27 protein-coding genes are annotated in these 24,859 nt (G+C 47.3%); 11 read left to right on the top strand and 16 right to left on the bottom strand.

What is annotated here, in order from left to right; all coding sequences use genetic code 11:
• Positions 1–23 precede the first annotated feature (23 nt).
• Positions 24–1,538, bottom strand: coding sequence for a copper amine oxidase N-terminal domain-containing protein (locus AC58QM_RS25065; RefSeq protein ID WP_497287560.1), 1,515 nt, complete (start codon positions 1,536–1,538; stop codon positions 24–26).
• Positions 1,539–1,771: 233 nt separating this feature from the next.
• On the opposite strand from AC58QM_RS25065, the gene AC58QM_RS25060 reads away from it, so the two are divergent.
• The 3 genes from AC58QM_RS25060 (at position 1,772) to AC58QM_RS25050 (ending at position 5,477) form a co-directional block, all read left to right on the top strand.
• Positions 1,772–2,311, top strand: coding sequence for an NfeD family membrane protein (locus AC58QM_RS25060; protein ID WP_497287559.1), 540 nt, complete (start codon positions 1,772–1,774; stop codon positions 2,309–2,311).
• Positions 2,312–2,362: 51 nt separating this feature from the next.
• Positions 2,363–3,808, top strand: a complete 1,446-nt coding sequence (locus AC58QM_RS25055) for a flotillin family protein (RefSeq protein WP_497287558.1) — start codon at positions 2,363–2,365, stop codon at positions 3,806–3,808.
• Between the two features lie 178 nt (positions 3,809–3,986).
• On the top strand, positions 3,987–5,477 hold the full coding sequence (locus AC58QM_RS25050) for an HD domain-containing phosphohydrolase (RefSeq protein ID WP_497287557.1): 1,491 nt from the start codon (positions 3,987–3,989) through the stop codon (positions 5,475–5,477).
• 363 nt (positions 5,478–5,840) lie between these two features.
• Here the strand turns inward: AC58QM_RS25050 and AC58QM_RS25045 are convergent, their stop codons facing one another.
• On the bottom strand, positions 5,841–7,142 hold the full coding sequence (locus AC58QM_RS25045; RefSeq protein WP_497287556.1) for a hypothetical protein: 1,302 nt from the start codon (positions 7,140–7,142) through the stop codon (positions 5,841–5,843).
• The gene (locus tag AC58QM_RS25040) at positions 7,129–7,695 is read right to left on the bottom strand and encodes an RNA polymerase sigma factor (RefSeq protein WP_497287555.1); all 567 of its coding nucleotides are present in this window, start codon (positions 7,693–7,695) and stop codon (positions 7,129–7,131) included. The genes AC58QM_RS25045 and AC58QM_RS25040 overlap by 14 nt, the downstream gene beginning before the upstream one ends.
• Before the next feature lie 359 nt (positions 7,696–8,054).
• On the opposite strand from AC58QM_RS25040, the gene AC58QM_RS25035 reads away from it, so the two are divergent.
• From AC58QM_RS25035 to AC58QM_RS25020, 4 genes are all read left to right on the top strand, one after another.
• The gene (locus AC58QM_RS25035) at positions 8,055–8,504 is read left to right on the top strand and encodes a hypothetical protein (RefSeq protein WP_497287554.1); all 450 of its coding nucleotides are present in this window, start codon (positions 8,055–8,057) and stop codon (positions 8,502–8,504) included.
• Positions 8,505–8,714: 210 nt separating this feature from the next.
• On the top strand, positions 8,715–9,944 hold the full coding sequence (locus tag AC58QM_RS25030; protein ID WP_497287553.1) for an S-layer homology domain-containing protein: 1,230 nt from the start codon (positions 8,715–8,717) through the stop codon (positions 9,942–9,944).
• Between the two features lie 139 nt (positions 9,945–10,083).
• Complete coding sequence (gene araD, locus AC58QM_RS25025; protein WP_497287552.1) at positions 10,084–10,773, top strand: L-ribulose-5-phosphate 4-epimerase; 690 nt, start codon at positions 10,084–10,086, stop codon at positions 10,771–10,773.
• Positions 10,774–10,891: 118 nt separating this feature from the next.
• A complete protein-coding gene (locus tag AC58QM_RS25020; RefSeq protein WP_497287551.1) occupies positions 10,892–11,383 on the top strand; it encodes a GAF domain-containing protein in 492 nt (163 codons plus the stop codon).
• Between the two features lie 296 nt (positions 11,384–11,679).
• Here AC58QM_RS25020 and AC58QM_RS25015 read toward each other — a convergent pair whose 3' ends face one another.
• From AC58QM_RS25015 to AC58QM_RS25005, 3 genes are all read right to left on the bottom strand, one after another.
• Positions 11,680–11,961: a response regulator transcription factor gene (locus tag AC58QM_RS25015; protein ID WP_056610750.1), complete on the bottom strand. Its 282-nt coding sequence runs from the start codon at positions 11,959–11,961 to the stop codon at positions 11,680–11,682.
• A gap of 164 nt (positions 11,962–12,125) precedes the next feature.
• Positions 12,126–12,761 carry a thiamine diphosphokinase gene (locus tag AC58QM_RS25010; RefSeq protein WP_497287550.1) on the bottom strand — a complete coding sequence of 212 codons (636 nt, stop codon included), beginning with the start codon at positions 12,759–12,761 and terminating at the stop codon, positions 12,126–12,128.
• Between the two features lie 127 nt (positions 12,762–12,888).
• Positions 12,889–13,122 (bottom strand): hypothetical protein, encoded by a 234-nt coding sequence (locus AC58QM_RS25005; RefSeq protein WP_310501764.1) that lies wholly within the window; start codon positions 13,120–13,122, stop codon positions 12,889–12,891.
• A gap of 120 nt (positions 13,123–13,242) precedes the next feature.
• Between AC58QM_RS25005 and AC58QM_RS25000 the strand changes: the two genes are divergently transcribed.
• Positions 13,243–13,980 (top strand): DUF554 domain-containing protein, encoded by a 738-nt coding sequence (locus AC58QM_RS25000; protein ID WP_497287549.1) that lies wholly within the window; start codon positions 13,243–13,245, stop codon positions 13,978–13,980.
• 2 nt (positions 13,981–13,982) lie between these two features.
• Here AC58QM_RS25000 and AC58QM_RS24995 read toward each other — a convergent pair whose 3' ends face one another.
• A complete protein-coding gene (locus tag AC58QM_RS24995; RefSeq protein ID WP_497287548.1) occupies positions 13,983–14,684 on the bottom strand; it encodes a response regulator in 702 nt (233 codons plus the stop codon).
• A gap of 370 nt (positions 14,685–15,054) precedes the next feature.
• On the opposite strand from AC58QM_RS24995, the gene AC58QM_RS24990 reads away from it, so the two are divergent.
• Both AC58QM_RS24990 and AC58QM_RS24985 read left to right on the top strand, forming a co-directional pair.
• A complete protein-coding gene (locus tag AC58QM_RS24990) occupies positions 15,055–15,993 on the top strand; it encodes a diguanylate cyclase domain-containing protein (RefSeq protein WP_497287547.1) in 939 nt (312 codons plus the stop codon).
• A gap of 135 nt (positions 15,994–16,128) precedes the next feature.
• A complete protein-coding gene (locus tag AC58QM_RS24985; RefSeq protein ID WP_497287546.1) occupies positions 16,129–17,757 on the top strand; it encodes an S-layer homology domain-containing protein in 1,629 nt (542 codons plus the stop codon).
• Positions 17,758–17,808: 51 nt separating this feature from the next.
• On the opposite strand, the gene AC58QM_RS24980 is transcribed toward AC58QM_RS24985, so the two are convergent.
• From AC58QM_RS24980 to AC58QM_RS24960, 5 genes are read right to left on the bottom strand one after another with little or no spacing between them, the layout of a single operon-like run.
• Entirely contained in the window at positions 17,809–18,339 is a 531-nt protein-coding gene (locus AC58QM_RS24980) for a spore germination protein GerPE (protein ID WP_497287545.1), read from the bottom strand.
• Between the two features lie 3 nt (positions 18,340–18,342).
• Positions 18,343–18,528, bottom strand: coding sequence for a spore germination protein GerPD (locus AC58QM_RS24975; RefSeq protein ID WP_310501770.1), 186 nt, complete (start codon positions 18,526–18,528; stop codon positions 18,343–18,345).
• A gap of 49 nt (positions 18,529–18,577) precedes the next feature.
• Complete coding sequence (gene gerPC / locus AC58QM_RS24970) at positions 18,578–19,285, bottom strand: spore germination protein GerPC (RefSeq protein WP_497287544.1); 708 nt, start codon at positions 19,283–19,285, stop codon at positions 18,578–18,580.
• A 52-nt stretch (positions 19,286–19,337) separates the two neighbouring features.
• Positions 19,338–19,547 carry a spore germination protein GerPB gene (locus AC58QM_RS24965; protein WP_057311366.1) on the bottom strand — a complete coding sequence of 70 codons (210 nt, stop codon included), beginning with the start codon at positions 19,545–19,547 and terminating at the stop codon, positions 19,338–19,340.
• A gap of 34 nt (positions 19,548–19,581) precedes the next feature.
• Complete coding sequence (locus AC58QM_RS24960; protein ID WP_310501773.1) at positions 19,582–19,806, bottom strand: spore germination protein; 225 nt, start codon at positions 19,804–19,806, stop codon at positions 19,582–19,584.
• Positions 19,807–19,935: 129 nt separating this feature from the next.
• On the opposite strand from AC58QM_RS24960, the gene AC58QM_RS24955 reads away from it, so the two are divergent.
• Positions 19,936–20,394: a hypothetical protein gene (locus AC58QM_RS24955; RefSeq protein WP_497287543.1), complete on the top strand. Its 459-nt coding sequence runs from the start codon at positions 19,936–19,938 to the stop codon at positions 20,392–20,394.
• 526 nt (positions 20,395–20,920) lie between these two features.
• Here the strand turns inward: AC58QM_RS24955 and AC58QM_RS24950 are convergent.
• The 4 genes from AC58QM_RS24950 to AC58QM_RS24935 form a co-directional block, all read right to left on the bottom strand.
• On the bottom strand, positions 20,921–21,463 hold the full coding sequence (locus AC58QM_RS24950) for a C40 family peptidase (protein ID WP_497287542.1): 543 nt from the start codon (positions 21,461–21,463) through the stop codon (positions 20,921–20,923).
• A 265-nt stretch (positions 21,464–21,728) separates the two neighbouring features.
• Positions 21,729–23,093, bottom strand: a complete 1,365-nt coding sequence (locus tag AC58QM_RS24945) for a sensor histidine kinase (RefSeq protein ID WP_497287541.1) — start codon at positions 23,091–23,093, stop codon at positions 21,729–21,731.
• On the bottom strand, positions 23,090–23,833 hold the full coding sequence (locus tag AC58QM_RS24940; RefSeq protein WP_497287540.1) for a response regulator transcription factor: 744 nt from the start codon (positions 23,831–23,833) through the stop codon (positions 23,090–23,092). The genes AC58QM_RS24945 and AC58QM_RS24940 overlap by 4 nt, the downstream gene beginning before the upstream one ends.
• 46 nt (positions 23,834–23,879) lie before the next feature.
• Entirely contained in the window at positions 23,880–24,797 is a 918-nt protein-coding gene (locus tag AC58QM_RS24935) for a PIG-L deacetylase family protein (RefSeq protein ID WP_497287539.1), read from the bottom strand.
• Between the last annotated feature and the right edge of the window lie 62 nt (positions 24,798–24,859).

Below are 24,859 nucleotides of genomic sequence, written 5' to 3'. Positions count from 1 at the left end.
CCCAAACGCTTCTAATTTTCGGGTTAGTCGCGGTGAATGGTTACAACACGTGTTGCGTCATTGAAGGAAACGACACAGCCGAGCTGCTCCGCAATGAAGCGAATAGGCACGTAAGTTGAGTTGTTGGAAAGTGTTGCTGCGCTTTCTAGTTCAGGAGCGGAAGCGCCGTTTACTGTTGCGTTTTTGCTATCCAACGTTAAAAGAAGTACTTTTCCAGTTAGGTAATCTGTAATCGTCACTTGACGCAGATCGCCGTTCCAACCAACCTCTGCACCTAGCTGCTCGGAAACGAAGCGAACCGGTACCATCGTCGTGCCATTTGCATTAATAAATGGTTGAGGAGCCTCTTCTGTAGCTCCCGATCCGTCAGTAGCCATATTGATGTCTTTATTCGTTACTTTCAAATCCTCTTTAAGCATCTTGTACAACGTAGATTGTTTCTCTAAGTTAGCGAGCACTTTAAAGATTGCTGTAGCATCTGGTTTAAGAATAATGGCATTGGTCGTATTAATCGTGCTTGCCGTAACAGGTTTATTCAAATTCCAAGTTTCACCTACATAAGAAAGCTTAAGCGCGGAAGCGCCGTTGGTAGATGCTTTAACTGGCATGTTGATCGCGATGCTTTGCTTACGAATTTGTTTATCAGCATCGATAAAGAAGTCTGCTTGAAGGGATGCCTTAGCATTAAACATATCCTTTGTTGGATCGATGGCATCGGACAGCCCTGCAAGGAAATCATGGATCGGGGAGTACACGAAACCAAGTGTAACCTCTTTGTTGGTTAAAAGTTGAAGGGCAATAGTAGAATCACCCGCTTTAATTTGCTCTTGAATTACAGGGTAAAGGGCATCGTACAACTGGCTAAGCACTTCTTTCAGGCCAGCTTCGTCGGCAAGAACGTTAGTTAGCAGCTTTTGCAGAAGGGAAGCCAATTCAGTGCCGTTAAGCTCTACGTGGGCTTTTTGCAATGAAAGTGATTCGCCATTGACTTTATCTGTAACTGAAGTGATCTCAAGTTTTGCTGGATCTGGGGCATTTCCTAGAATAAGTCCAATAAGTCCGGGTTTAATCTCAAGCAATTTATTACCAAATTGTTCTTGAAGGGCTTTAGGTAAGAAGGACAAGAAAGAAATATTAGCGCCGCCCAAAAGATCAATGACGATCGGTTTCTTTGAGCCTTCAATTGTTAAATTGATTTTGGTTCCTTCCGTTGCCATTGTGAAAGGGATCGATCCCTTACTATAAACAATGGATCCTTCAGCAGATACATGCTGATTATCCTGTGTTTTCACAGCAAGCTCAACTTTCACATTTTGCAAGGCTGCAAGTGCAGCTTTTTCCTCTGCGGAGAGCTTAGAAGTATCGCCAGGAACAAGTTCAAGCTGCAGCGTCCCTTTTGACTCCGAGGATTTCGCATTTGCGCCATTTTGAACAGCTTTCGCCAGTTCCAAGCCTTGTATTGATTGACAACCCGTTAGTGTCAACATCATGATTACCATTGCTGCCGAAATTAACCAAGTCCATTTTTTTGAATGCATGGGATAATCTACTCCTTCTGTTTAATAGAATTAACGATAAGTCATCGAATGATTATACGCAAGTTGTACGAGAAGGATGCGCTGTGTTTATAAGTTATCGATCGGTATTTCCTTCGCCATACTCCGCATATTCGGACCAAGGGTGGTAGTGAGGTAAGAATTACCTTTTTACGCATGCAGAGCGAAACCTTTTATTCCCAGATTCGTCTAAATTTATGTGGGAGGTAAAGCCGATGATGACGTTGTTTATAGTTTGTTTTTTTGTAGGTCTCGTACTTACATTGCTCATTACACTCTTCGGTGTGGACAGTTTCGAGGTGCACGGCGATGCGGGCGGAACACATGGACACGGGCATAGTGGCCCATCTTGGTTCAATATGTCCTCTTTGCTCGCAGGTTTGACGGTGTTTGGCGGCATGGGGTACATCCTTAACAAGGTTGGTATGACAAGTGGTTTACTCATCCTTCTCCTTGCTATTGCTGCTGGGCTAGTGATGGCGTGGCTTTTCTTTCTTTTGTACGCGAAGGTCATTTATAAGCACGATGATAGTATGAAGGAGAGCGATTTTGAGCTGAGTGGTCAGTTAGGAAAGCTGTCAGTTCCGATTATCGGGAAAGGCATGGGTGAAATGGTGTATGTACTCCAAGGAACCACGCGTTCCATCAGTGTTCGTTCCGAGAATGGCGAGTCCCTCGCGAAAGGGACGAAGGTGGTTATTTTGAACATAAGCAAAGGTGTCGCATCGGTGACGGAATTTAGTGAATTTGAATAGCACGTTCTTGCTTCAACCAATAGTGAGGAATGACAGGGAGGTAGAGCAGAAATGATGTATTCAGTGCTTATCATGGTAGTAGCAATTGTGGTTGTTGTTTTCATCTTACTGGCTTCGATTGTTAAAGCGTATAAGAAAGTGCCGCCGAATGAGGCAATGATTGTGTTTGGTTTGGGTGGCAAAAGGGTCGTGCAAGGCGGGGGGACGTTCGTCATCCCGGGTTTTCAGAGCTATAAAACAATCTCGATGATGCTCACTAGTTTTGATGTGAAGCCAGATCAGCCGATGTTTTCCCTGCAAGGTATTCGTCTCAAAATCGAAGCTGTCGCTCAGATCAAAATCCAAAGTGATCCCATTGCGATTGCGACGGCTTCTGAGCAGTTCCTCGATCATTCGATGGCGGAGCGGGAAGCGATGATTCTGCACTCTGTCGAAGGACATTTACGGGGGTTAGTCGGGCAATTGACAGTAGAATCGATCCTCAAGAATCCGGATGAGCTCAACAGTAAGATGCGGGAAACGTGTTCAGAGGATTTGGATAAAATGGGGCTCAACCTCATTTCCTTTGTATTGAAACGGGTGGCTGACGATCAAGGTTACATCGAGAATTTGGGTGTGCCTGAGGTAGAGCGTATTCGCAAGAGTGCGAGTATTGCCAAGGCGGAAGTCGAGCGAGATATTCAAATCCGGCAGGCGGATACGGAGAAGGAGTCGGCTATTCGCAAGGCGGAAGCGCACCAATTGACGATTGAAGCGGAGAGCGCCGCATCGGCGAAGGAGGCGCAGTACCGCAAGGAGCTCAGCATGAAGGAAGCCGAGTTCAAGCAGGAGACGACGAGTCGTCAGGCGGAAGCGGATTTGGCGTATGAATTGAAGCAAAAGCAAATTCAGCAGTTGCTCGTGACGGAGCAGGTACGTATCCGTCAGATGGAAGCTGAGGCGAACAAAACCGTTCGCCAAATCGAGGTCGAGCTGAAGCAGAAGGAGCTCGAGGCTTCTGTTATCAAGCCAGCCGAAGCGGAGAAGCTGGCGGCCATCATGCGCGCGGAGGTGAGCAAGCAGCGGCAAATTCTTGAAGCCGAGGCGGACGCGGAGTCGACGAGAAAGCGCGGTGAGGCTACGGCAGAAGCAGAGCTTGCCAAGGGGAAGGCGAACGCTGAGGTCGTGCGCCTAGCGGGGCTTGCAGAAGCAGAGGCGCTGGAGAAGAAAGCCGAGGCCTACAAGCAGTACACGCAGGCGGCGGTGACGGTGGAGATCCTGCGCATCCTGCCAGAGCTGGCGGAGAAAATTGCGGCACCGCTGAGCAATGTGGATAAGATCACCGTGATTTCGCAGGACGGATCTACGTCAGGCGTGAATCGAATCACCGGTGACATCGCCAAAATGATCGCGCAGGTGCCAGAAATCACCCAGACGCTCACGGGCAAAAGTGTAACCGACTTGGCACGCGCGTTCTTGGGTACGGATGCCGACCCGACGTTGAAGCGGGAAGGGTAAGGCCAGTTTTAATAAGTCACACTCTTAATTGTAGAGTGTGGCTTTTTCCTTTTGCCAGAACAGCTTGCAGGTAGTGAATTTGCTAGAGTTACCAAGCGAAAATTGCCAGATTACGGTACAATGGAGATGATGCGAGTCTACTTCGCGTGAGGATGTTTTTGATAGAGGCGGGTGCTATATGCTCATATATAGGAAATTTCTACGAGATCTTTTGCGAAATTATGTGATGGGTTCGGGGATTGCTGTGCTTGTTGTGGGCGGGGTCATTATTTCGACGACACTCTCGATTTCGGGCGTTGAATTGTTCAGGTTGTTTATTATTATGATTTTTTCGTTATGTGTAATGATGCTCGCTGAATTGCTAGTGTTTCGGAGGCACATTAGACCTATTCGTATCATGGTAGGCCAAGAAAAGCCGTCGTTAGCGACAATTCGTGAAGCCTATTTACAAACACATCGCTTTCCCGCTCTATCGGTTATGCGGATCATGGGTCCGCACTTTCTGGGGTTATCCATTCCTGCTATGACCTTAGCGAGTGTAGGGATTGCGTTGGGTTGGCTAACAATGCCTTTATTTTATATTGGTTTGGCTGGCATAGGTGCCATCTTGGTAGCTAGTATGCATGCTTTGCTTGAATTTTTTACGACGGCCCAAGCCATTCGGCCCATGCTGATACATATTCGGGAGTTAGGGGAACGCATTCATGGTGAAGATGTCTCGTTGGATGGACGCGTTATCGTGTCGATTCAACGAAAGTTTCAATTAAGTGCGTTTCTGATCGGCACGATGCCTTTATTTCTTTTTAGCTTAGCCACGCAAATTCGATTGAGCACAAGTGTCGATTCCTCCCAGCTAATCGCTGATTATTGGAAATGGGCTGCCATCATACTCTTGCTGGGTGTAGGATTCTCCTCTTTAGGTGCGCGCATGCTGGCCAGTGATATTCAACAGCCGATTGAGGATTTACATCGTGTAATGAAGCAGGTTCAGTCGGGTGATCTCAAAGTCAGAGCATCCGACTTATACTCGGATGAATTCTCGCGATTGTTCGCAGGTTTTAACCATATGGTGAAGGGCCTCGATGCCCGTGAAAAAATGAACAATCAGCTCCTGCAGAGCTACTACACTACGCTTGCGGCAGCGCTGGATGCTCGAGATGCCTACACGGCAGGGCACTCTATGCGCGTCGCTAAATACTCCTTGCTGATTGGGAGAGCTGTAAGCCTGAGCGAGCAGGATCTCGACTGGTTGAACAAAACAGCGCTGCTGCATGATATCGGAAAAATCGGTGTTCGCGATGCGGTACTCTTAAAAGACGGCCGATTAACCGAGGAAGAGTTCGAGCAAATCAAGCGTCACCCTGATCTGGGTGAGTCGATTTTGAAGCAAATTGAGCCAGCTGAAGCGATGGCTCCCATGCTTCCAGGAGTGCGCTCGCATCATGAGCGCTACGATGGCGCCGGATATCCCGATGGCCTGAAGGGCCAGGATATCCCGGTGTTCGGCCGCATCATTGCGGTAGCTGATGCGTTCGATGCGATGACGTCCGATCGGCCGTATCGGAAGGGGATGCCAGTCGAGAAGGCGATGGCCATTCTCGCCGAAGGAAAGGGGAGCCAGTGGGATCCCCGTTTTGTTCAGGGCTTTATGGATGCGTACAAGGCTTAGTTGCTTGTGCGGCGTAAAGGAGTAGGGATAACCAGCTAGCTAAGGGGTTGGCTGACTGGAGAATATACAGTTGTTCTTGCGGTTTTCGGGGGATTGAGTGAATAGCTGGAAAATATACAGTTAATCTTGCCGGTTTTAAAGAAAACGAGTTAATAGATGGAAAAGGTACAGTTAAATGGAGTCATATTGATGATTTGGACCAAATTCACGGAAATTACCTACATAAAATCCAGTTATCCTCGTTTTTGAGGAGAAATCAGCAACATTAGCTACATAAAATCCAGTTAATTTGTTGATGGAGACCCCTGCCAGAAACCAAATAAAACCCGCTCTGTCCATAGGGACGCAGCGGGTTTATGCTGTTTATTTCGCTTTAGTATGTTCCTCAACTAGGCTCCCTGTGTCAGCGGATAGATAGCTCCCGACCTTGTCGATCCACTCCTGAACATAGTGGTCAGTGGCCCATTGCGCCATGACGAGCTGTTCGCCAGGCTGTAAATCCAAAGTGAGCTGAGGAATGCTGCCGGGCGCTTGCCCGTAGGAATAGAACTTGAGCGTATCCCCCTCGAAGATGACAAGCATATCGTCCATCGGAGAGGTTAGCGCATCCGTGGCTTTCGGCCACGAGGACTTGAGATTGCTCCACGAACAGCAGATATCGTCGTGATTGACGACTTTATCCGGTAGGTCGCGTGGGAAATCGCGAAGTACGTAAGAGTCGGGTCTAGCTGAACTTGCTTTAGGTGTTTCAGCAACTTTCCCCACCCACTTACCTGGTTCGCGCTTCACGGTCCAGCTCTGCCCAGAGACTTCACCTAAGGCATTGTCACCGACGCCAGACAACGAGACTAGTTCATTACTTAAACTCGTACCATACACGTCCATAATGGACACATGATTCTTGTCCACTGGCTTTTTGTAGAACTGCATGGTGCGTGCTTCCTTCAGCTGAGGGAGTGTACGCACCCAGAGACGATCGGCATAATAAGGGGCATTCCCATTCCAGGCAGATTCCGATTCCGCAATGGATACATATTGGTTGCCTGCAAACAACAATGTTTCTACACGATTAAATTCTTGATTCTCTGGCGCTGAGAAACGTTCGGCCTTGGCTGGCTGATCAGCCAAATGAGCAGATAAATAATAAGACTCCCCCTTGCTTGTTGTCTGTTTGAGGGAGTCGATTTTCCAAAAGTTTTGCTTATACGGCATAAGAATGCCTGTTCCTTCAGACGTTTTCTGCAATTGTCCGCGAACCGGTGCTACGAGCATTGTTCGATAGGTGCTGTAACGAAGCGGCGACAGTACGTGTCCTTGGCTGTTGTTGTTCTCAGGCTCGTGCTCCGTACGAAGTCCAATAAGCAACGCTGTGTTGATGGGAGCTGGAGGTGGTGTAGAGACAGTGACAGCTGCCGGCATCATTTTCCCTTCAAGCGCAGCAGCCTCGCTCTGTGTATGCAAGGTGTGCCAGGGAAAGAGTAGTACGACTGCCAAGACAGTTCCCACACCAGCGACACAAAGAAAAGGTTTAGCTTTGGACTTGGTTTTCTCCTTATGTCGAATCGTGTCCTCGATGTCACGCTGCAGCTTGGAAGTAAACCCCTTCTGTTGTAAGGGGCCCTCTTCCAGGTGCTTCTGGAAGTCATCCGGATCAGGAGTTTTCAAGCGCTTCACGCTCCTTCAGACTAAGAACCTTAAGTCTGGCGTGGTGAAGCCTAGATTTAACTGTACCTTCTGAAATAGCTAGAATAGCGGCCATTTCTTTGGTGGTCATTTGATAATGAGCGTGAAGAATTAGAATTTCTCTATATTTGGCGGATAAAGACATTACCTTCTGCCAAATCTCACTTGCATATAAATTTTCGACTGCTTCTGTCTCTGCGGAGCTGGCAGTCCCGCCCGATTGGACGAAACCAACAAGGGTCACCTTGCGCCAAAATGCTTTGCGCATATAGTCATAAGCGGTGTTGCGGGTTATCGTAAGCAACCACGTTTTAACCGCAGCTTCACCACGGAAAGTCGTCAGATTGCGATATACTTTTAAGAAAGCATCCTGTGCAATGTCGTCGGCTGCATCTTTATTGCGACAAATGCTAAATGCGTAATTCCACACATCATTCCCGTAGGTTTCCATCAAATTGCGAAGGATCACCTTCTGATCTGTTGTTTCTGCGATGTACTTCAAATAATCAAATACATGGACACCGGTCGTTTCCAATTCTCTCACCTCTCCTATATAGACGCATTGACTACTGAAAAGTTCATCATTCGAAAAAAATACTTTTATTCATACCATTCGTAAGCAGCCGCCCCTTTGAGCCTCACCAGAAAATATTCCCTTATTGCTCTGTTCATGCCATCCACCCCAATAATTACGAAGTTTCGACGGGTTTGTTCGATAGTTAGGTCGTCATTGGCAGGAACTTGTCGATAGAAAAGAGAAAAGTTAGGAGTAGAAACTAGGAACGTTGTCTTCAGGACAAAAGGGAAGAAAGCGTATACGGACTAGCTTGACAACGAAGCGCATTAGCACGCAATATGAAGGAAGGACTAGATCCTTCGGAGAGGAAGAACAGCATGAATTTCGTTGAGCATATAGCAGATCATTTGCGGTCCGGACACATTAGTAATTATCCGCAGCCAATTGCGCTGAACTTGGGTTTAGTGTACACGGTGAAGCTAGCAGATAAGAAGACGAATTTGATTTGGCTTCCTTTTGAATATACAGGTTTAGCTTATATCGATATGGGCCTGCAGATGAATGTTTACCCTTACTATCGTGGCACAATTATTGAAGAAATTGAACTTTCCCGAGGAACGGATCTGTACAAGCCCCAAACGGAAGAAGCATTCACCAAGGCGCTTTATGCCAAGGGGTACGAGTTGCACCAATTGCTGCAAGAAGATCAGTACAGTCATTTACAGGGAAGTGCACCGGATTATTTGGCTAAAATGATGTATGTCGTCGACTGGATGCGTTATTACAACTCGGCCAAGACAGTCGCGGGTACAGTAAGAAGAAGATAAATAGCGTTTGGGATAACGGATCTTGCTTTCTACCTAGTAGAGGGCAGGGTCTTTTTGGCATTTCATATGGCTATAGTCCCAGTCAAAGGGGGCCGATTCGACATGAATGAATGGGCTTTTCAGCATGTTCTCAAAGGGTAGTAGAAGGCTTATTCTAGAGAATGGTGGAAGATAGTGCCGAAAATATAGATAGAAGCGGAGAATATGGCGATGATACGATGGAATAAATGGCTAATCATGGCGACGATTGTTTGTCTAATAACAATTGGCAGCTTACCAAGTAGAAGTGAAGCAGCAGGATTTAAGGATATTGGGGGGCATTGGGCGGAGCAGACGATTGTTCAAATGGTACAGCAGGGCTTATTGGATGGTTTTCCAGATGGCACCTTCCGACCGGATGAGACCGTTACAGCAGATCAATTTGTGAAAATTGTACTATTAGCCTTCACGGATAAGTTTCCGAATGGGGAACGGAAGTGGAAGACAAGCTTTCTACAAACATTAAGTGCGAGCAATCAAAATATTTTACAGCAGGATTACCGGGATTTCACGTTTAAGCCGAACACGGTCGGTTACTGGGCTAAACCTTATTTGGATCTAGCGAGTGATCTTCACTTTATTAGCAAAGGGCAGTTCAGTGATTATAAAGCATCCTTGAAGCGGGAAGATGTTGCGGAGATTTTGTACTACTTATTGAAGGAAACAGAATACTTGGAAGATGAGACGTATAGTCTTGCGGCAGCATCCCATTTCGGCGATTTACAGAGCGCATCGAGCAGACAGCAGAAGTTTATCGGAGAGTCGATGACGAAAGGGATCATGGAAGGGTATCCGAATGGTTACTTCGGTGTAGGTCAATATGTGACACGTGCGGAAGCATTGCAAATTATTACGCGTCTGCAGACGAAATCGAAGCGCATCAGTGTGAAGAATGATAACGATGCTTTTATTAAGGTCGTGCCTACGAAGGATGGCAGCTACAAAAAGCTCGTTTTCCCGGATCAGCGTATGCTGCAAACGTATGAAGTGATGGAAGAAGCGGGTAAGCTGCGCGGAACGAATTACGATTTGGAAGAGACGACACTTCGTCTATTTAAGAATTCAGAGGCTAAAGCGCAAGCATTAAGCGGGGCCACAGCAGCAGCGCGCAACAGTAATGAGGCATCGCTCTGGTTGGATCCCCAATTTGCAACTTATGGAGTCACAGTTCGACTGGAGGATGGGGTGCTTGCTCGCAATACGGAAAGCATTCGCAAGTTCACTGACTTCCTGTTCGGGTATGATGCGGACATTTTCTATCGTCAATTTACGGATGCATGCGCGCGTGCAGCTGCGAAAGGTGTTCTTGAAACATCGACAACACAAATCGGTAACTTCTCCGTAGAAACCCGGTTGGAGTCGGATGGCAAGACCATCGTCTTCTCGATTATTCATTCTTAAAAGGGTGTAAAGAGGTAGATGGCTGTACATACAAGTTGATTTATTTGTCCATTAATTCAGAAGTATCTAGCTGAGATGTACGTACAAGTGTATAATGGGGATATCCTTTATACATTTTATCGGAAGGTGTTGAGCTCAGATGCTTGAAAAATTGAGACAGCAAGTATTAGAAGCTAATTTGGATCTCCCCAAATATCGGCTAGTTACGTTTACATGGGGCAATGTCAGCGGAATTGATCGGGAGCAAGGACTCGTGGTGATTAAGCCCAGCGGTGTACCCTATGAGGATTTGAAAGCGGAAGACCTTGTCATTGTTGATCTCGAAGGTAACATAGTGGAAGGCCAATTAAAGCCATCCTCTGATACGCCAACACATTTGGCGTTGTATCGCGCTTTTCCGTCGATTGGCGGCATTGTACACACGCATTCGCCGTGGGCTACGAGCTGGGCGCAGGCTGGCCGTGCGATTCCGGCTTTGGGGACAACACACGCTGATTACTTTTACGGTGAGGTGCCGTGCACACGGTTGATGACGGAGGCCGAGATTCAAGGAGCTTATGAGCTGGAGACAGGCCATGTGATCATCGAGACGTTCCGCGAGTTGGATCCAGCGATGGTGCCGGGTGTGCTTGTGAACTGTCATGCGCCTTTCAGTTGGGGCAAGGATGCACATGATGCGGTTCATAATGCGGTTGTACTGGAAGAGGTCGCGAAGATCGCGTATCGTACGTACAACTTGAATCCATCGATTCAACCTATGGACCAAACGTTGTTGGATCGTCATTTCCTGCGAAAGCATGGAGCGAACGCTTATTACGGGCAAAAATAAGAGGATCTATCTAGGGCAATCGGCTGAATTAGCGGATTGTCCTTTTTTTACATTTTGGCTGGAAGCCGCGCATTTGGTATGATGAAAGAGAGACTAGGAAAGAAGAGGATGATGATCTATGTTTGCGAAATCGAGCTACAGTGGAACGAGAGAAGAACAATATACCTTGCTGATCGGGCAAGTTGAAGCTTTAATACATGATGAACCGAACCGAACTGCGAATCTAGCGAATGCGTCTGCCTTGCTCGGACAGTTTCTGGAGAATATCAACTGGGTAGGATTTTACTTGGTAGACGAGCAGCTGGAACAGAAGGAGCTTGTGCTCGGACCTTTTCAAGGATTACCAGCATGCGTGCGTATTCCTTTCGGTAAAGGGGTATGCGGTACGTCTGCCGAGCGCAGAGAAACTGTTCTTGTACCGGATGTCCACGCTTTTCCGGGACATATTGCCTGCGACGCTGCTTCCCAATCGGAGATCGTGATCCCGATTGTGGTGAGAGGCGAGCTCGTTGGTGTGCTGGACATCGACAGCCCGAGTCTCAATCGGTTTGACGAAGTCGACCAGCGCTTCTTGGAGCAGTTCGTGCAGAAGCTCGCTGCGGCGATGTAGGTGTGGGCAGGCGGCAGCAAAGAAAGCTAAGAATAACTGGAAAAAGTGCAGCTAATTATCGGAAAATCGCTGATATGAATAGAATAACTGGATTAACTACAGCTAAATCCAGCAGGTAAAGCTCAAACGGCTGAAATAGCCTGTTTTAGCTGTATGTTTTACATCTATTTGATGTTTTCAGCGAAAAACACCTAAATTAGCTGTAGGTTTTCCAGTTAATCTAGGTGGGCTGCGTGGACATAGCGCATACAAAGAAAACGCCAACTGCAAAAAGCAGCTGGCGTTTCTTTTGTGCACTATGAAGGGTAAGCGTCGGTGCTGATGATCGCCGATAGAAGCTTACGCATCGACCGCGTTCCGACTTTATCCATGATTTTCTCGATGTGTACTTTCACTGTTTTCTCACTGATAAAGCAATAATCTGCGATTTCTTTGTTGCTATAGCCACGCAAAGCGATAAGACTAATAATTTCGGCTTCACGTGTTGTAAGAACGTGTCGAGATGCAAAGTGTGTGATAACAGAAGGTAGTTTAGTAGGAAGAAGATTTCTAACAAGGTTCTCTTGAACAGGGGGCATGCGTAAACGACCTCAATATCTCAATAAATGACTAGCCTATCCTTTATTGTACCAGAGTTAGCTGTTCCATAGTAAAGGAGGGCGTGTCGAATTTCCAAATTTTTATGTAATTTTGATGCGACACGCCCTATCAAGCACTAAGATGGATAGGCGGAGAGCCCACGCTAATCCTTGCTTTGAATGACAAGCAAGAGGCCAGATGCAAGCTCGATGAGACCTTCTGACTCAAGCAAAATGTTACTAATCCCAAGCGACATCCCGATTTCAAGCGTTGCTTGATGAAGGGGGTACTGAAAGCCATGCAGTGTGATTCCCGTAACCTCCAGGCTGAGTGGAAGCAAGGAAATATGTGTGTAGGGCCCTCTCTTTACGTGTGTAGACTGATCGATCACCATAATGAGATTGTTGGCATCCATAATCGCACACGGAACGCCCAGTGCCATGCCTTTGCGCAGCAAATGTACATTGGCAAGCGAGTGATCGAACCGCGTACCTAGCGCGCCGACGAGCAGAATCTGGCTTGGCTGTTGCGCCAGCGCCCAATTGAAAGCCATCTCCGTATCGGTTAGATCCTTGTAGATCGGATCGCAATCGATGAACGCTTTACTAGAATCGCGAATAAGAGCAAGCTCTTCCAATGTGACAGAGTCGAAATCGCCCATCGAGATATGTGGATGAAAGCCGTGTTGAATGAGATATAGCGCCCCGCGATCAGAGCCGACAAGAATATCATCCTCGCGAATTTCGTCTAAAGCCCAATCACCCAGTGTACCGCCTGTAATTATCATTATGCGTGTCATTTTCCGTATCCCCCAGGGCCTAATCCCCCCATATATTCCCCTTAGTATAGCACAAACGGGAAAAAAACCGAGCAGCCCAGAGGTTGCTCGGTTTCTCAAAGAGATGCATACTCAGCAAAACCTAAGCTTAAGTACGTGCATCTACACGCTTGCGCATGGGATTAAGTTCCGACTGATCGTGATCAATCTCCGCCTCATCGGCAAAGCCTTGCAGCTCATAGGTAGTGCGCCCAAGAACTAGATCAGCAGGAAACTCATCACCTCGTTTAAGCGTGACCTCTTGCCCAGCTTCATTGGCATAAATACCATCCGTTTCGACGGTATCGCCTGTCATGGGATCCATTGATTTATCTTTCGACATTCAACATGCCTCCTTTCCTGTTGCTTATCCTTACCATTTCCAACGGTGGAGGAAATTATGAGGAGAATCATGTAGAATGAGTAGGTCATCATAGCTTGTACATGGAGAGGAATGAAAGGCATGGCTTTATGGGGGACGATCGTGAATGCAGTTGCCATTATCATCGGTGGATTATTAGGCATACTGCTGCCCCGCATCTCAGAAAGTATAAAAAGCACAGTCCTGCAAGGCCTAGGGCTTGCGATAACTGTGCTAGGTATTACAATGGCACTCAAGTCAGATCAAATTGTGATCGTCATCATGAGCGTCGTGATTGGCGGTATACTTGGCGAGCTGATGCGCATAGAGGCGAATCTCACGAAACTAGGTGATTGGCTGCAGGCCAAGATGAGTAAGCAGTCGACTGCTCATCCATCGGCGACAACGAGCATCTCAGAAGGCTTCGTTACCTGTACGCTCGTCTACTGCATCGGCGCGATGGCGATACTGGGTCCCTTGGATGGCGGCCTGCGGCATAACCACGATATTCTGTATACCAAGTCGCTGCTCGACGGGTTCTTATCCATCATCTTCGCTTCGACCTTGGGGATTGGCGTTGTCTTTTCCGCAGCATCTGTGTTTGTGATGCAAGGGACGATCGCACTGCTGGCAACCGTGATTGCAATGGCATTTAGTGAAGCATCGCTGGATGCCATGATTGTTCAAATCACTGCCGTAGGTGGCGTTTTGGTGATTGGTGTAGGAATTAATATTTTGCAAATTAGAAAAATTAATGTGGCGAACATGCTGCCTGCCCTTGTCATTGCCGCGGCTGCAGTACCGCTTCAGCAAATCATAACCGATTGGTTAAATCGCTAACGTTACATGGCTGATCCATTAAATTTATAGCCAACGCCTCGTACTGTAATGATGTAGCGGGGCTCGGCTGGATTAAGTTCAATCTTTTTGCGCAGATTGCTGATATGTACAATAAGTGTGCGCGGGTCGCCCATGCTGTCTAAGCTCCAGATTAGCTCGAATAAGTGCTCGATTTTGTAAACGCGATTCGGTGTCTTAGCCATGAGGGAGAGTAGATCAAATTCTTTGGCAGAAAGGGAGATCGTTTGACCATTCGCTCGTACGATATGGCTCACTAGATCGATTTCTAGTCCTGGGAATTTAACCAATTGAGGGTCATCTTGATGCTGCTCACGGATTGAGTTGCGGCGAAGATGAGCTTTGACGCGGGCTACTAGCTGACTTGGGCTAAAGGGCTTAGTCATATAGTCATCGCCGCCCATACTGAGCCCTAGAATGATGTCAATGTCCTCGCTTTTACACGAAATGAATAGGATAGGCGTATTGCTCGTTTTGCGGAGCTGTCGACATACCTCTATACCATCAAGTCCTGGCAGCAAAATATCCAGAATTATTAAATCAGGCTTATGTTCTTTTACAATGCCGAACACATCATGTCCATTATTAGCACTAATGACTTTGTAGCCTTCACGCACTAAATAGAGTTGAATTAACTGGACAATTTCTTGCTCGTCATCAACGACTAAAATTGTTTCTCCTGCCATGTCTGAAATCCCCCTCAGTAATGAAACAACGCCTAAGTAAGAAGGGTGCTCCCTCTCTCAAATATTACAGATATTACCTACATTATAGAACGATTCTCCTCATAATTTCTATCCTTTTATTGACAGAAAGCGAGTTCATGCTCGATTTTATCTAATATGTAGGTATAAAGGTGTTGGGTATTAGGCAAAAAGTAATGAGAACTATAGCGAAAAGTGAAAATGTGATTTCTACCTTGTCGTAAAGCGACAATATACGCTAATTTCCGACTTTCTATTGATATAAAATTTAGGACGATTTTATATGATTTTTATATAATCGTGCTACGCTACCAAGGTCTCTATGTAAGCATAAGAGAGGGCGGTAGAAGCGATGTGCAATGAAATAGATTCAGATTTTATCACGGATTCCAAAGTACCGATGGCGTCACTTGCACGTCAAATTATTGAGCAAGCCTGGGATTTGTATTGTCAATTGGATGCGAAGGGCAATTTGCTTTATGCATCCGGTAGATTTTACGAAATGATTGGTTATGTACCTGAACAAGTAGAGCAAATCATCGAGGCAGTTGATTCGGAATTTCGCTTAGATGTATATAAATTGTTTGTTCATACCTTACAGTCGAAGACCAGCAGTAAGTTAGAGTTTCGTGCGAAAGGAGCAGGTGAGGTTCACCTGTGGATGGAGTGCACGGCGATCCCTTTTTGTGATGAAAAGGGGGAAATCAAGGAGATTGCTTTCGCACTTCAAGATCGTACACGGCACAAAAATCAGGAGAATCGCCTGCTCGCGATGGCCTTGCATGACCCACTGACGGGCTTGCCGAACCGGCGATTGTTCAAAGAGCAGCTGAACCAGCTGCTGCAGCAGGCCAAACGAACGAATCGTACATTTGCTCTCCTGTATGTCGATATTGATGATTTCAAAATCATTAATGATACGATGGGACACGATATCGGTGATGCGTTTTTGCAGGAATTTGTAAGCCGGATACAAGGTTGTCTAAGAGAAATCGATATGTTTGCGCGAATGGGAGGAGACGAGTTTACGATCTTATTACCAGCAGTAGATTGCCAGGACCATGTGGATGCCATTGCTCAACGCATTCTAGCATGTGTCGAGCGGAAGTGGGAAGTGCAAGGGTTATCTTTTCGCTCCACGGTCAGCATGGGAATCACGATGTATCGTTCTGATCAAATAGATGCGACCCAAATGATGAAAGAAGTTGACATCGCTTTATATCAAGTGAAGGGCAAGGGACGAAACCATTATCAATTTTATGGTCATGACCTACCGATAGACACGCGATAAATATACCGTTATGCACGGGTCCCATCCTTGTGCAGTAACGGTTTTTGGCGTTTCACCATTATTTACTCGTAGCGATTTTGGTAGCTTTCTAGGATGATAGAAGGAATCAAATCGGTAGAATAGGGGTTGAGACAGGTGAGATCCAAACGTGGATGGCGAAGGCTTGTTGTTGCCCTCATTGTCGTCGGTGCGATGTGCCAAGTAACATTCATGCATAAGGATGAGGTTGTAGCTGGGGCAACGACGGCTCAAGGGAATTTCAATATGTCGTATGTATTCTCCGGAGCGCCTAGCTCTTATATTTCACAAGTGAATAAAAGCGGTGAAACCTTAGATGTGGTGTCGCCAAGTTATTTTCATATTAACGAAGAGGGTCGTTTGATGGTGTCCGATCTAGAAGCTTCCTTCATAACGGAAATGCACAAACAGGGGAAGCGGGTTGTCCCTTTTTTAAGTAATGATTTCGATCGGGTGATTGGTGAAAAGGCCATTGATGGACGCGACGCGCTAGTGAAAGAACTGGTAGCGAGTATTCAAGCCAATAAGCTAGATGGCGTCCAATTGGACATTGAGAATGTGGGTGCGGCTTACCGTGATAAATACACGGATTTTGTCAGGAAGCTGCGCGAACAGCTGCCAAGCACAATGGAGGTTTCTGTGGCAGTCGCTGCGAATCCAACGGGTGAGACGACGAGTTGGATCGGACTGTATGATTATAAAGCGTTAGCAGCTGTTAGTGATTATTTAATGGTAATGACCTACGATGAGAGCTATCCTGGCGATCCTTCGCCGGGTCCTGTTGCTAGCTTACCCTTTGTCGAGAAATCCATTCAGTATGCGCTATCTCAAGCTCCTGCGGGTAAAATCGTACTAGGCATCCCCTTGTATGGCCGTTATTGGAACCAAGATCCTGCGTCGAATGGGGCTGGGATTGCGGCTAGAAGCGTTCAGAAGCTGGTTGATCAATACCAAGGGACTGTACGTTATGACGCGGTAAGCCAATCTCCTGTAGCGACGTTCACGATTCAACCTACGGATGCGAAAGCAACGGTGAACGGCAAAGCATTATCAGAGGGGACGTACACGGTGTGGTACGATAACGAGCAATCTTTAAAGGCGAAGCTGAAATTGGTAGGGAAATATCAGTTGAAGGGAACTGGCAGCTGGAGTTTGAATCAAGAGGCTGCCGACACTTGGAGCTATTATCAGATGTGGGCAGACGGCTTTTACTTCACCGATATGCAAAAGCATTGGGCGCAGGCTGACGTCCTGAGCGCCGCGAACCGCGGCTGGATGCTCGGCATCGCCGCAGACCAGTTCGCGCCCGACGAGGCGCTCACAAGGGCTGAAGCCGCGACGATTATCGTGCGCGCGCTGGGCTTGGAGAACGCGGGCGCTGCCAGCGCCGCGTTCCGTGACGTGCCTGCGACACACTGGGCGTCGCAGGCGATCGGGATCGCGCAGCAGAACGGGCTGATGCAGGGCATCAGCAACGACGCCTTCGCGCCCGATCAGAGCATGACGCGGGAGCAGATGAGTGTGCTGCTCGCCCGCGCCTTAAAGCTGACCACGCCGACTAGCGGCGGGGTCAAGAAGTTCACGGACGTGCCAGCTGGCAGCTGGTCGGCAGAGGCCATTGCTGCGATGAGCAGCAGGGGCCTTGTCGACGGCTTCGAGGGCGGCACGTTCCGCCCGCTCGCGTCCTTGACGCGAGCGCAGATGGCGGCGCTGCTAAGTCGCGCCCAGCCGCTGCTCACGAAGTGAGCCGGCGAAGCCGAGAAAGAGCCCGGCCCCTTGGAAGGGGCGGGCTCTTCGTTATTTTGCAGCAGGTGGCGTAGTCGTGTACTGCTTGGTAGCAAAAACTAGGCGGGGCGGCTTCTCGCCGGAAGTTGGTGGTGAGGATGTCGGTTTCAGGGGGACATCGCCTATGGTATCATCGGTCCCCGTGTAGACGAATGTTGTCTGCTTTTTAGGCCCTGGTTTATCGGTGACGAATTGACGAATGTTTTTGATTCGCGTTTCGGAGGTCGTGACACGGTTGCTGCCAATTTGAAAGACAGAGGAGGCAGCGACGCCGAGAATGCGGATGTTACGAACCGTAATATAGCTTCCTAAGTTATCCACACACATTGTAAAAGGTTCCGGAGGTTGTGGGATAGGAAAAGGACGTTGGAAGAAAGGGTAAGCTGCAAAACTGCCCTCATTTCCATAATAAATAGGTACTTCACGTTGGACAGCGAAGACCCTATTTTGTAGAGCCGTAAACCGATTATCTCCTACATGCATCGTGCTCGCAGATCCTATGGTGTTCAAATAGACATTGCCAACGATAGATAATCGGGCCATCGCTTAATCCGCTTCTGCAGGAAGGGGTACGAAAGGAGAGATAATGACCGACTCTGGTGGCGTGTCAAACATCGAAGACAAGGAAATGACCTCCGTATCCCCAATAAGAAAAACCGAGGCACTGGATACCCCTACGATTCGTATATCACCTACACATAATTGTTTGTTTTCTACATGTAATTGAAACATCGCTTATCCTTCTCTCTTTTTTAAAATAGTTACGCTAGAATGCAGTTAATTATTTGGGCAGGCTGGCTATGTAAGTCTCAATCGCTGTCAGGATGTCCTGCTTCGTTTTATCCATAATATTATGGGTCACAGCTTCCAACGGTTCCTTGAACCCAACGCCGCGGTATTGATTCACATAATGTTGAATGCGAGTGTCCAGTTGCTTGCGAATATCTTCGATGATCAAATCCTTATAATCGTCATCGAGGGGATGCTGATATTTATGTTCAAGGTTGTTGATATCACCCTGTACGCCAAATTTTAAATACTGTTCAATGCCACTAGCCACATCTGCTTGAATGTCTTTTCCTTGCTTCGCGGCTGTTCCGCGCATGGCTTCTTGACCCACGCCGCCAGCATTAGCTGCTGCCCCTTGATATTGCCCGCCTTGGTAAAAAGGATTCATATCCATGGCGCCCATTCCGCCACCATTTTCCTCTTTATTCAACGAGTTGCCATTCACGCTGAAATCCTCAATCTGATCCAGCGCACTAGGACTGATCCCAATAGTGAGCGTCCCATCCAGCTTTTCAACCTTAAGTTGGTCAAAATTATATTCAATTTTATCAATGTGAATTCGCTTCTCATCTTTCATTGCTTTCAGATCCGCCTGCAGCTTGTTAACGGTTTGCTCTAACTTATCGATGCGTTGTTTCTGCATGTCGACATAGGCGCAGAGTTGTTGGGCCCATTGCTGCCACGTGATCGTGTTGGTCATTTGGAAAAGCACCTCCTTCCGGATTGCTCAGAAAAGCCAAGGTTGTAATTCATTATGTCGCTGGGGGCAAAGGTACAAGGGAAACAGGATTAACTTCACTTGTTCCTAGCTCGGGTGCTGGCTCTACGAAACCGCCTGTATTGTACAGATTAGACAAGGAACGAATTGACCCGGCTGTGCCAATCTGGAGGACGGAGGAGTTAGCGACAGAGTTTACTTTTAATTGCTGAATCATGATAGTTTGATGGATGGTCCAGTTCATATCCTTGGAACACCTCGCTCTAGGCTGACTATTGTCAGAGAATATTGCCGCTTGCATTTGCATCAATAAAATCAGAATCGTTGGTTACAGTCGTGCTGTACGTATTATAGACACGTGGGAAATCACCGGTATTAAATGAACCTGCTCCAGCGAATGTTTTGGAGGAACTTGTTGGTGAGATGATGAAGGAATCGCCGAAATGCACGATAGAGCTGGAACCGACACTAATAATTTTCACATTCCCTACGATAGCTGGCATAATCCGATCCCCCTTGCGTTATCTCACCTACAGTATATGAGGTATCCGCCTAGAGGTGCTCTGAATTTTCCGGAGGGTGTCACATCGAGATGCAGGCACATATACTGTTAGCAAAATGAGGTGATGGGCTTGAGCGGATTTAATCGCCATCCTTGGTTGAAGTGGGAACAGGTTGAGAAGTTTCTTGGACAGAAGCTGCCGTTCGCTGAAAAAGGGCAGACCTTTCTAGATAATATGACGTGGGCTGAAGGATATGTACAGGACATGCTGAAAAAAGCGATGCCAGGCATGGATGCCAGCATTTCATCCTCTGGATCCATCGGGACAGAAATTTTTGAGACCCATGAGCATGTCATTATTAAGGTGAAAATTGCGAAGGAAGAAGATCCAAGAGCACTTCAAGTATTCGTTAAATCCAATCAAGTTAAGGTGACAGGATTCTCGAATGGTAAGAATCGTATTGTGAAAGTGCCTACGCTTGTCTTGCCGAGAACAGCAAATGTAACCTACAAGCAGCGTTTGCTGGAGATTAAGGTTCGTAAGCGCGGTTTGAAGGAGAGCTATCATGAGGCGTATATTCGTTACTAGAGACCGCGTCGGAATACCTAAAGAACCCCCTCCAGCTCAATGGCTGAGGGGGTTCTTTAGGTTTGGTGGGGTGTGAGGGGAGGGTAGCCCAACGTCCCATCAAAACTCTTCAAAGTACACGCAACAGGTTTAACGCTACATAAGCACCCCGTCCCACGAAGCAGATTTAACACTGCATAAGCACCTCTCACCCAACGTAGCATAGCAACTCTTCACCCACACCCCGCCCCACGCAGCAGAACAACTCTACAGAAACACCCCACCAAACGAAACCTGCCTAACTCCCCCTGCGACAAATTAAATGGATTTCCTGTAGTTATTTCCGCGGAAAACAAGCTGAAAATGAAATCAAATGGATTTTATGTAGTTAATTTCAGCTTTCCCTCACCTATTTGATCAAAATGCTGATATTAACGGGAGAAAATCCAGCTAATCCATTTTTCTACGCAAAAAGAGCCGAATTAGATGGAGGTTTTCCATCTAATTCGACTCTATGTCATTTGCTAAGCTCTAGTATTCAAATCTACTACAATACGCGACGTGCTGTCATATAACGGGAAGACCAAGTTCCGCTATGAATATCGGTTAGGCGTACGCCGCCTGCGCCGTAGGTTTGAAGGATTTTATTATTACCAGCATAAATCCCTACGTGGTGAATGACGCCAGGCTTACCTGGAATGGAGAAGAACACCAAATCGCCGACACGCAAGTTGCTGCGAGATACATACTTACCTACACGTGCTTGTTGTTGAGACGTACGCGGCAGGTTAACGCCTACTTTTTTAAATACATATTGTGTGAAAGAAGAGCAGTCAAAGTTACGTGTTTGGCCTGCAGTAGCTCCGAATTTGTAAGGAGTACCTAGATATCTTTTACCAATAGAAATAACCTGACTTCCTCTGGATGTCGATGTTGCTGACGCTGTAAGCGCTGTAGCATTTGTTACTTCAGATGACGTAGCTGCTTCCGCTTTACCAGGTGCACCTGCTGCAACTACTGATAATCCTATAGATACGGACAATGCCGTAACGACTAATTTTTTGTACCAAGTTTTCTGTGGGTTTTTCATGGGGTTTGCCTCCTTAGAGTTTTCGCTGAGATTTCGCCAAGCTATCTTGCATTGAAGACATGGTAGCTTCAATTGATGGCTAGCAAGAATAGAATCTTGATCAGTTGACCCTTAATTGAGTAACCTTGCGAGGTGGTTGTCCACCTGAGACTCAGTATACCAGATGAAAATTGCCCTATTATTTACCATGCAACCTTTTACATAGCGCTATATCAAGGGGAAAGCCCAATTCTGAGAGAATGATGAGAATCCCCTTATAATGTTCTTATTGACAGGATTGTGGAAGCGTTACAATGGCCGTGGAGCCTAGGCCTAGACTACTTTGGAGCTCTAAAGTTCCCTGATGTTTATGTACAATATGTTGGGCAATTGCGAGTCCAAGTCCTGCGCCGCCGTGCTTGCGATTCCTTGCTTTATCGGAACGATAGAACCGGTCAAAGATGTGCGGGAGGTCTTCCTCAGCAATGCCAATGCCTTGATCCATGACTTCAAGCATGACCAGTTTATCCTGCAAACTGATGCGAATATCAACGATCTTCTGACTATATTTCAAAGCGTTATCTATTAAAATAATAAGCAACTGTCTGATCTGATAGGGATCCCCACTCATCGGCAGCACTTTCATATCGAGCTCGGACTGCACGCGAATCTCGCGGGATGTCGTGACGCGGAGGGACGCCGCGGTTTGCTCCACGAGCGGAATGAGGTCGAAGTCTGTTTTCTGATCACAATTTTCACGGTTGGAGTCGGTGAGGGACAATAGATTTTGCGTGAGTAGTTTCAATTGGGCGGACTCGGACACGATCGCTTCCAGTGCTTCCTCGCGTAATTGATCGTTGCTAGAAGCCCATCTCCGCAAAAGGCTGGCATAGCTTTCAATAATCGTGAGTGGTGTTCGAAGCTCATGGGAGGCATCGGCAATGAATTGCTCCTGTTTACGAAACATCTCCTGCAATCTATCAATCATGCGATTAAAGGTTGTCCCCAGTCTCATTAATTCATCATTTCTATGTTTGTCGGGAAGGGTAATATGACGGAACGACCCGCTATTTTCGATATTTTGCATAGTCGCGATGAACTGATGAAGGGGCTTGAATAGGACATTGGTATAAAAATAACCCCCGATAAGAGCTAAAATTAGCGCTCCGATGGAAGTTAAGACAAGAATCGAGATCAACATTTCGGAATACATACCCAGTCTTCGCAGGTTACGGCCGATTTCTAGAAGGGCAACCTGTTTCCCGTCTTTGAACACGGGGGTTCGTACGAATAAGAGTATGCCATCCGCATCGGTTATTAAGTCTTCTGAAGCCATAGTCGAATAACTAGCGGGGTAACTTACAAGACTCGTATCGGAATAAATCTGATGTGCGACCTTCGAGTCTGGTGTAATATAGCGCAGCATTTCTTGCGGGATGAGCAACTCATCCATTTGCATATTGTTTTTCCAATACTCGGGATGATTAGGTAGATCCTTTAGCAGTAAAGCGCTAGCCTTTTCCTTCAAAAGGTCAATTTCGCCTTTCGTTGACACACGGATGAACATGTAATAAACGAAGGTAAAGCTGAAAAATAAGATCACCATTAAACCAACCGATACCCACAGTGTGATTTTCAGTCGTAGGCTCATACAGGTTCCTGCCCATCTGAAGTGGTGGAGTTGCCATCTGGCGGAGTTTCTGTTGTTTTGATTAAATAGCCGATGCCGCGAATCGTCTGAATCAGCTTCGTGGTGAAGGGCTTGTCTACTTTCTGGCGTAAATAGCGGATATACACATCGACCACATTCGTATCCCCGATAAAATCATATCCCCACACCTCTGAGATGATTTGCTCGCGCGTCATCACTTCATTCTGATGTTGAATGAGGAAGCGCAGCAAATCAAACTCCGTGGGTGTCAGTTCAATAGCTGTGCCCTCACGCAAGACCGCGCGGCTTTTCAAATCCATCGTAAGCTCATTGATTTTTAGCAAATGATCCTGCTCAGGAGCCTGATCCTGCAAGCTTTTCTGCCGCAGCAGACTACGAATACGAGCTAACAGCTCTACCGTTGCAAAAGGCTTCGTGACATAATCGTTGGCACCTTGATCGAGCCCGCTGACGCGATCTGGAATCGCATCGCGTGCTGTCAGAAGTATGACAGGCAGGGTGGCATTTACCTGCCTAAGCCGTCTAAGAACTTCAAGTCCATTAAGTTCAGGGAGCATAACATCAAGAAGGATGAGATCCCATCCTTCTTCACTCAAGGCAGCTTGAAGTCCTGACCGTCCATCCCCACAGATAAGCACCTCATAGCCTTCATGCTCAAGCTCTAGCTGCAGCACACGGGCAATACGTTCTTCATCTTCAATTAACAAAATGCGACTCATAGCGGTTCATGTTCACTCCCAAAGCCGCTGCCTGTAGGCAGCAGTATTATTTGTACAGATGTGGTAGCTGGGGCATCCAGAAGATTTCTTCGCATTTGATAAAAGATTGCAGAAATTCGGGCTCGACGGGTATCTGCGACCGGTAAGCAAGCAACGCCTGCAATTTGCAAAAGGATTGTCCCTGTGTCATTGGGCGGCGGATAGGCGGTGGCCAAGCGACATGCAAGGGGTAACGTTGCCCCTCTGCCAGATGAGCCTCGAAGGGAAGCGTCGGTGTGACACCGCGTGGCCAAGGCCACTGTGATTCCGGACCGCTATGAATCAAGTAGGTATAGATGGTACCTGTATAGCCAAGTTGCGAAGCAGCCTCCATGACGAAAGCATGCGCAGCCCCATGGTCGGGATGGGTATCGGCGGCATCCGTCGTATAGATCTCTTTGGGTTGCAGCAACGTAATTAAGGCTTTCGTATCCCCAAGGGTGCAAGCTTTACGATAGGGGGCTGGGCAACCGTAATACTGGGAGTGAAAATCAGGTACAAGTGCACCATAGGTCGCTTGCTGCTTTGTAAAACGCTGCTGATAGGGCGGCGTTGCTCCCGTTGTCGTGAAAACACGATCCAGCCCGCTGTCTGGATAACTGAGGAATGTGAGATCCTGAGGTCGAAGCCCGATCAGCGCCGCGGCTTGCAGGGTCTCATACTGGCGTATGCGGGCCAGCTCTAGGTAATGGGAAGGTCCGAGCTCCTCGGGACGCTTGTTGAATAAGAGGCTAGCTGCTTCCGGGTAACCATCTCCATTCGTGAAGAAGACAACATGAACGCGTTTACCGCAGGCAATGGCGTTCATGATAGTCCCCGCGGTCCCAAGTACTTCATCATCGGGATGCGGGGCAAAAATAAGCAAATCAACGGGGCATAGTCCAACAGGCGGGCTAGATGCTCCGCTCCAATCGTCGATCTTCAACGCAATTCCTCCCTGCCTCACATCCATTGCATGCTATCAATGTATGTAGGCAGAAGCGGAAG

The sequence above is a fragment of the Paenibacillus sp. J22P165 genome, from assembly GCF_059692015.1.
The sequence above is the reverse complement of the archived record's forward strand: the minus strand, read 5'-3'. Positions and strand labels throughout refer to the sequence as shown.

Coding starts and splice junctions, on each gene's coding strand:
- AC58QM_RS25065 (WP_497287560.1), bottom strand. CDS start 1,538: ATGCATTCAAAAAAATGGACTTGGTTAATTTCGGCAGCAATGGTAATC.
- AC58QM_RS25060 (WP_497287559.1), top strand. CDS start 1,772: ATGATGACGTTGTTTATAGTTTGTTTTTTTGTAGGTCTCGTACTTACA.
- AC58QM_RS25055 (WP_497287558.1), top strand. CDS start 2,363: ATGATGTATTCAGTGCTTATCATGGTAGTAGCAATTGTGGTTGTTGTT.
- AC58QM_RS25050 (WP_497287557.1), top strand. CDS start 3,987: ATGCTCATATATAGGAAATTTCTACGAGATCTTTTGCGAAATTATGTG.
- AC58QM_RS25035 (WP_497287554.1), top strand. CDS start 8,055: ATGAATTTCGTTGAGCATATAGCAGATCATTTGCGGTCCGGACACATT.
- AC58QM_RS25030 (WP_497287553.1), top strand. CDS start 8,715: ATGATACGATGGAATAAATGGCTAATCATGGCGACGATTGTTTGTCTA.
- araD (WP_497287552.1), top strand. CDS start 10,084: ATGCTTGAAAAATTGAGACAGCAAGTATTAGAAGCTAATTTGGATCTC.
- AC58QM_RS25020 (WP_497287551.1), top strand. CDS start 10,892: ATGTTTGCGAAATCGAGCTACAGTGGAACGAGAGAAGAACAATATACC.
- AC58QM_RS25015 (WP_056610750.1), bottom strand. CDS start 11,961: ATGCCCCCTGTTCAAGAGAACCTTGTTAGAAATCTTCTTCCTACTAAA.
- AC58QM_RS25010 (WP_497287550.1), bottom strand. CDS start 12,761: ATGACACGCATAATGATAATTACAGGCGGTACACTGGGTGATTGGGCT.
- AC58QM_RS25005 (WP_310501764.1), bottom strand. CDS start 13,122: ATGTCGAAAGATAAATCAATGGATCCCATGACAGGCGATACCGTCGAA.
- AC58QM_RS25000 (WP_497287549.1), top strand. CDS start 13,243: ATGGCTTTATGGGGGACGATCGTGAATGCAGTTGCCATTATCATCGGT.
- AC58QM_RS24995 (WP_497287548.1), bottom strand. CDS start 14,684: ATGGCAGGAGAAACAATTTTAGTCGTTGATGACGAGCAAGAAATTGTC.
- AC58QM_RS24990 (WP_497287547.1), top strand. CDS start 15,055: ATGTGCAATGAAATAGATTCAGATTTTATCACGGATTCCAAAGTACCG.
- AC58QM_RS24980 (WP_497287545.1), bottom strand. CDS start 18,339: ATGGCCCGATTATCTATCGTTGGCAATGTCTATTTGAACACCATAGGA.
- AC58QM_RS24975 (WP_310501770.1), bottom strand. CDS start 18,528: ATGTTTCAATTACATGTAGAAAACAAACAATTATGTGTAGGTGATATA.
- gerPC (WP_497287544.1), bottom strand. CDS start 19,285: ATGACCAACACGATCACGTGGCAGCAATGGGCCCAACAACTCTGCGCC.
- AC58QM_RS24965 (WP_057311366.1), bottom strand. CDS start 19,547: ATGAACTGGACCATCCATCAAACTATCATGATTCAGCAATTAAAAGTA.
- AC58QM_RS24960 (WP_310501773.1), bottom strand. CDS start 19,806: ATGCCAGCTATCGTAGGGAATGTGAAAATTATTAGTGTCGGTTCCAGC.
- AC58QM_RS24950 (WP_497287542.1), bottom strand. CDS start 21,463: ATGAAAAACCCACAGAAAACTTGGTACAAAAAATTAGTCGTTACGGCA.
- AC58QM_RS24945 (WP_497287541.1), bottom strand. CDS start 23,093: ATGAGCCTACGACTGAAAATCACACTGTGGGTATCGGTTGGTTTAATG.
- AC58QM_RS24940 (WP_497287540.1), bottom strand. CDS start 23,833: ATGAGTCGCATTTTGTTAATTGAAGATGAAGAACGTATTGCCCGTGTG.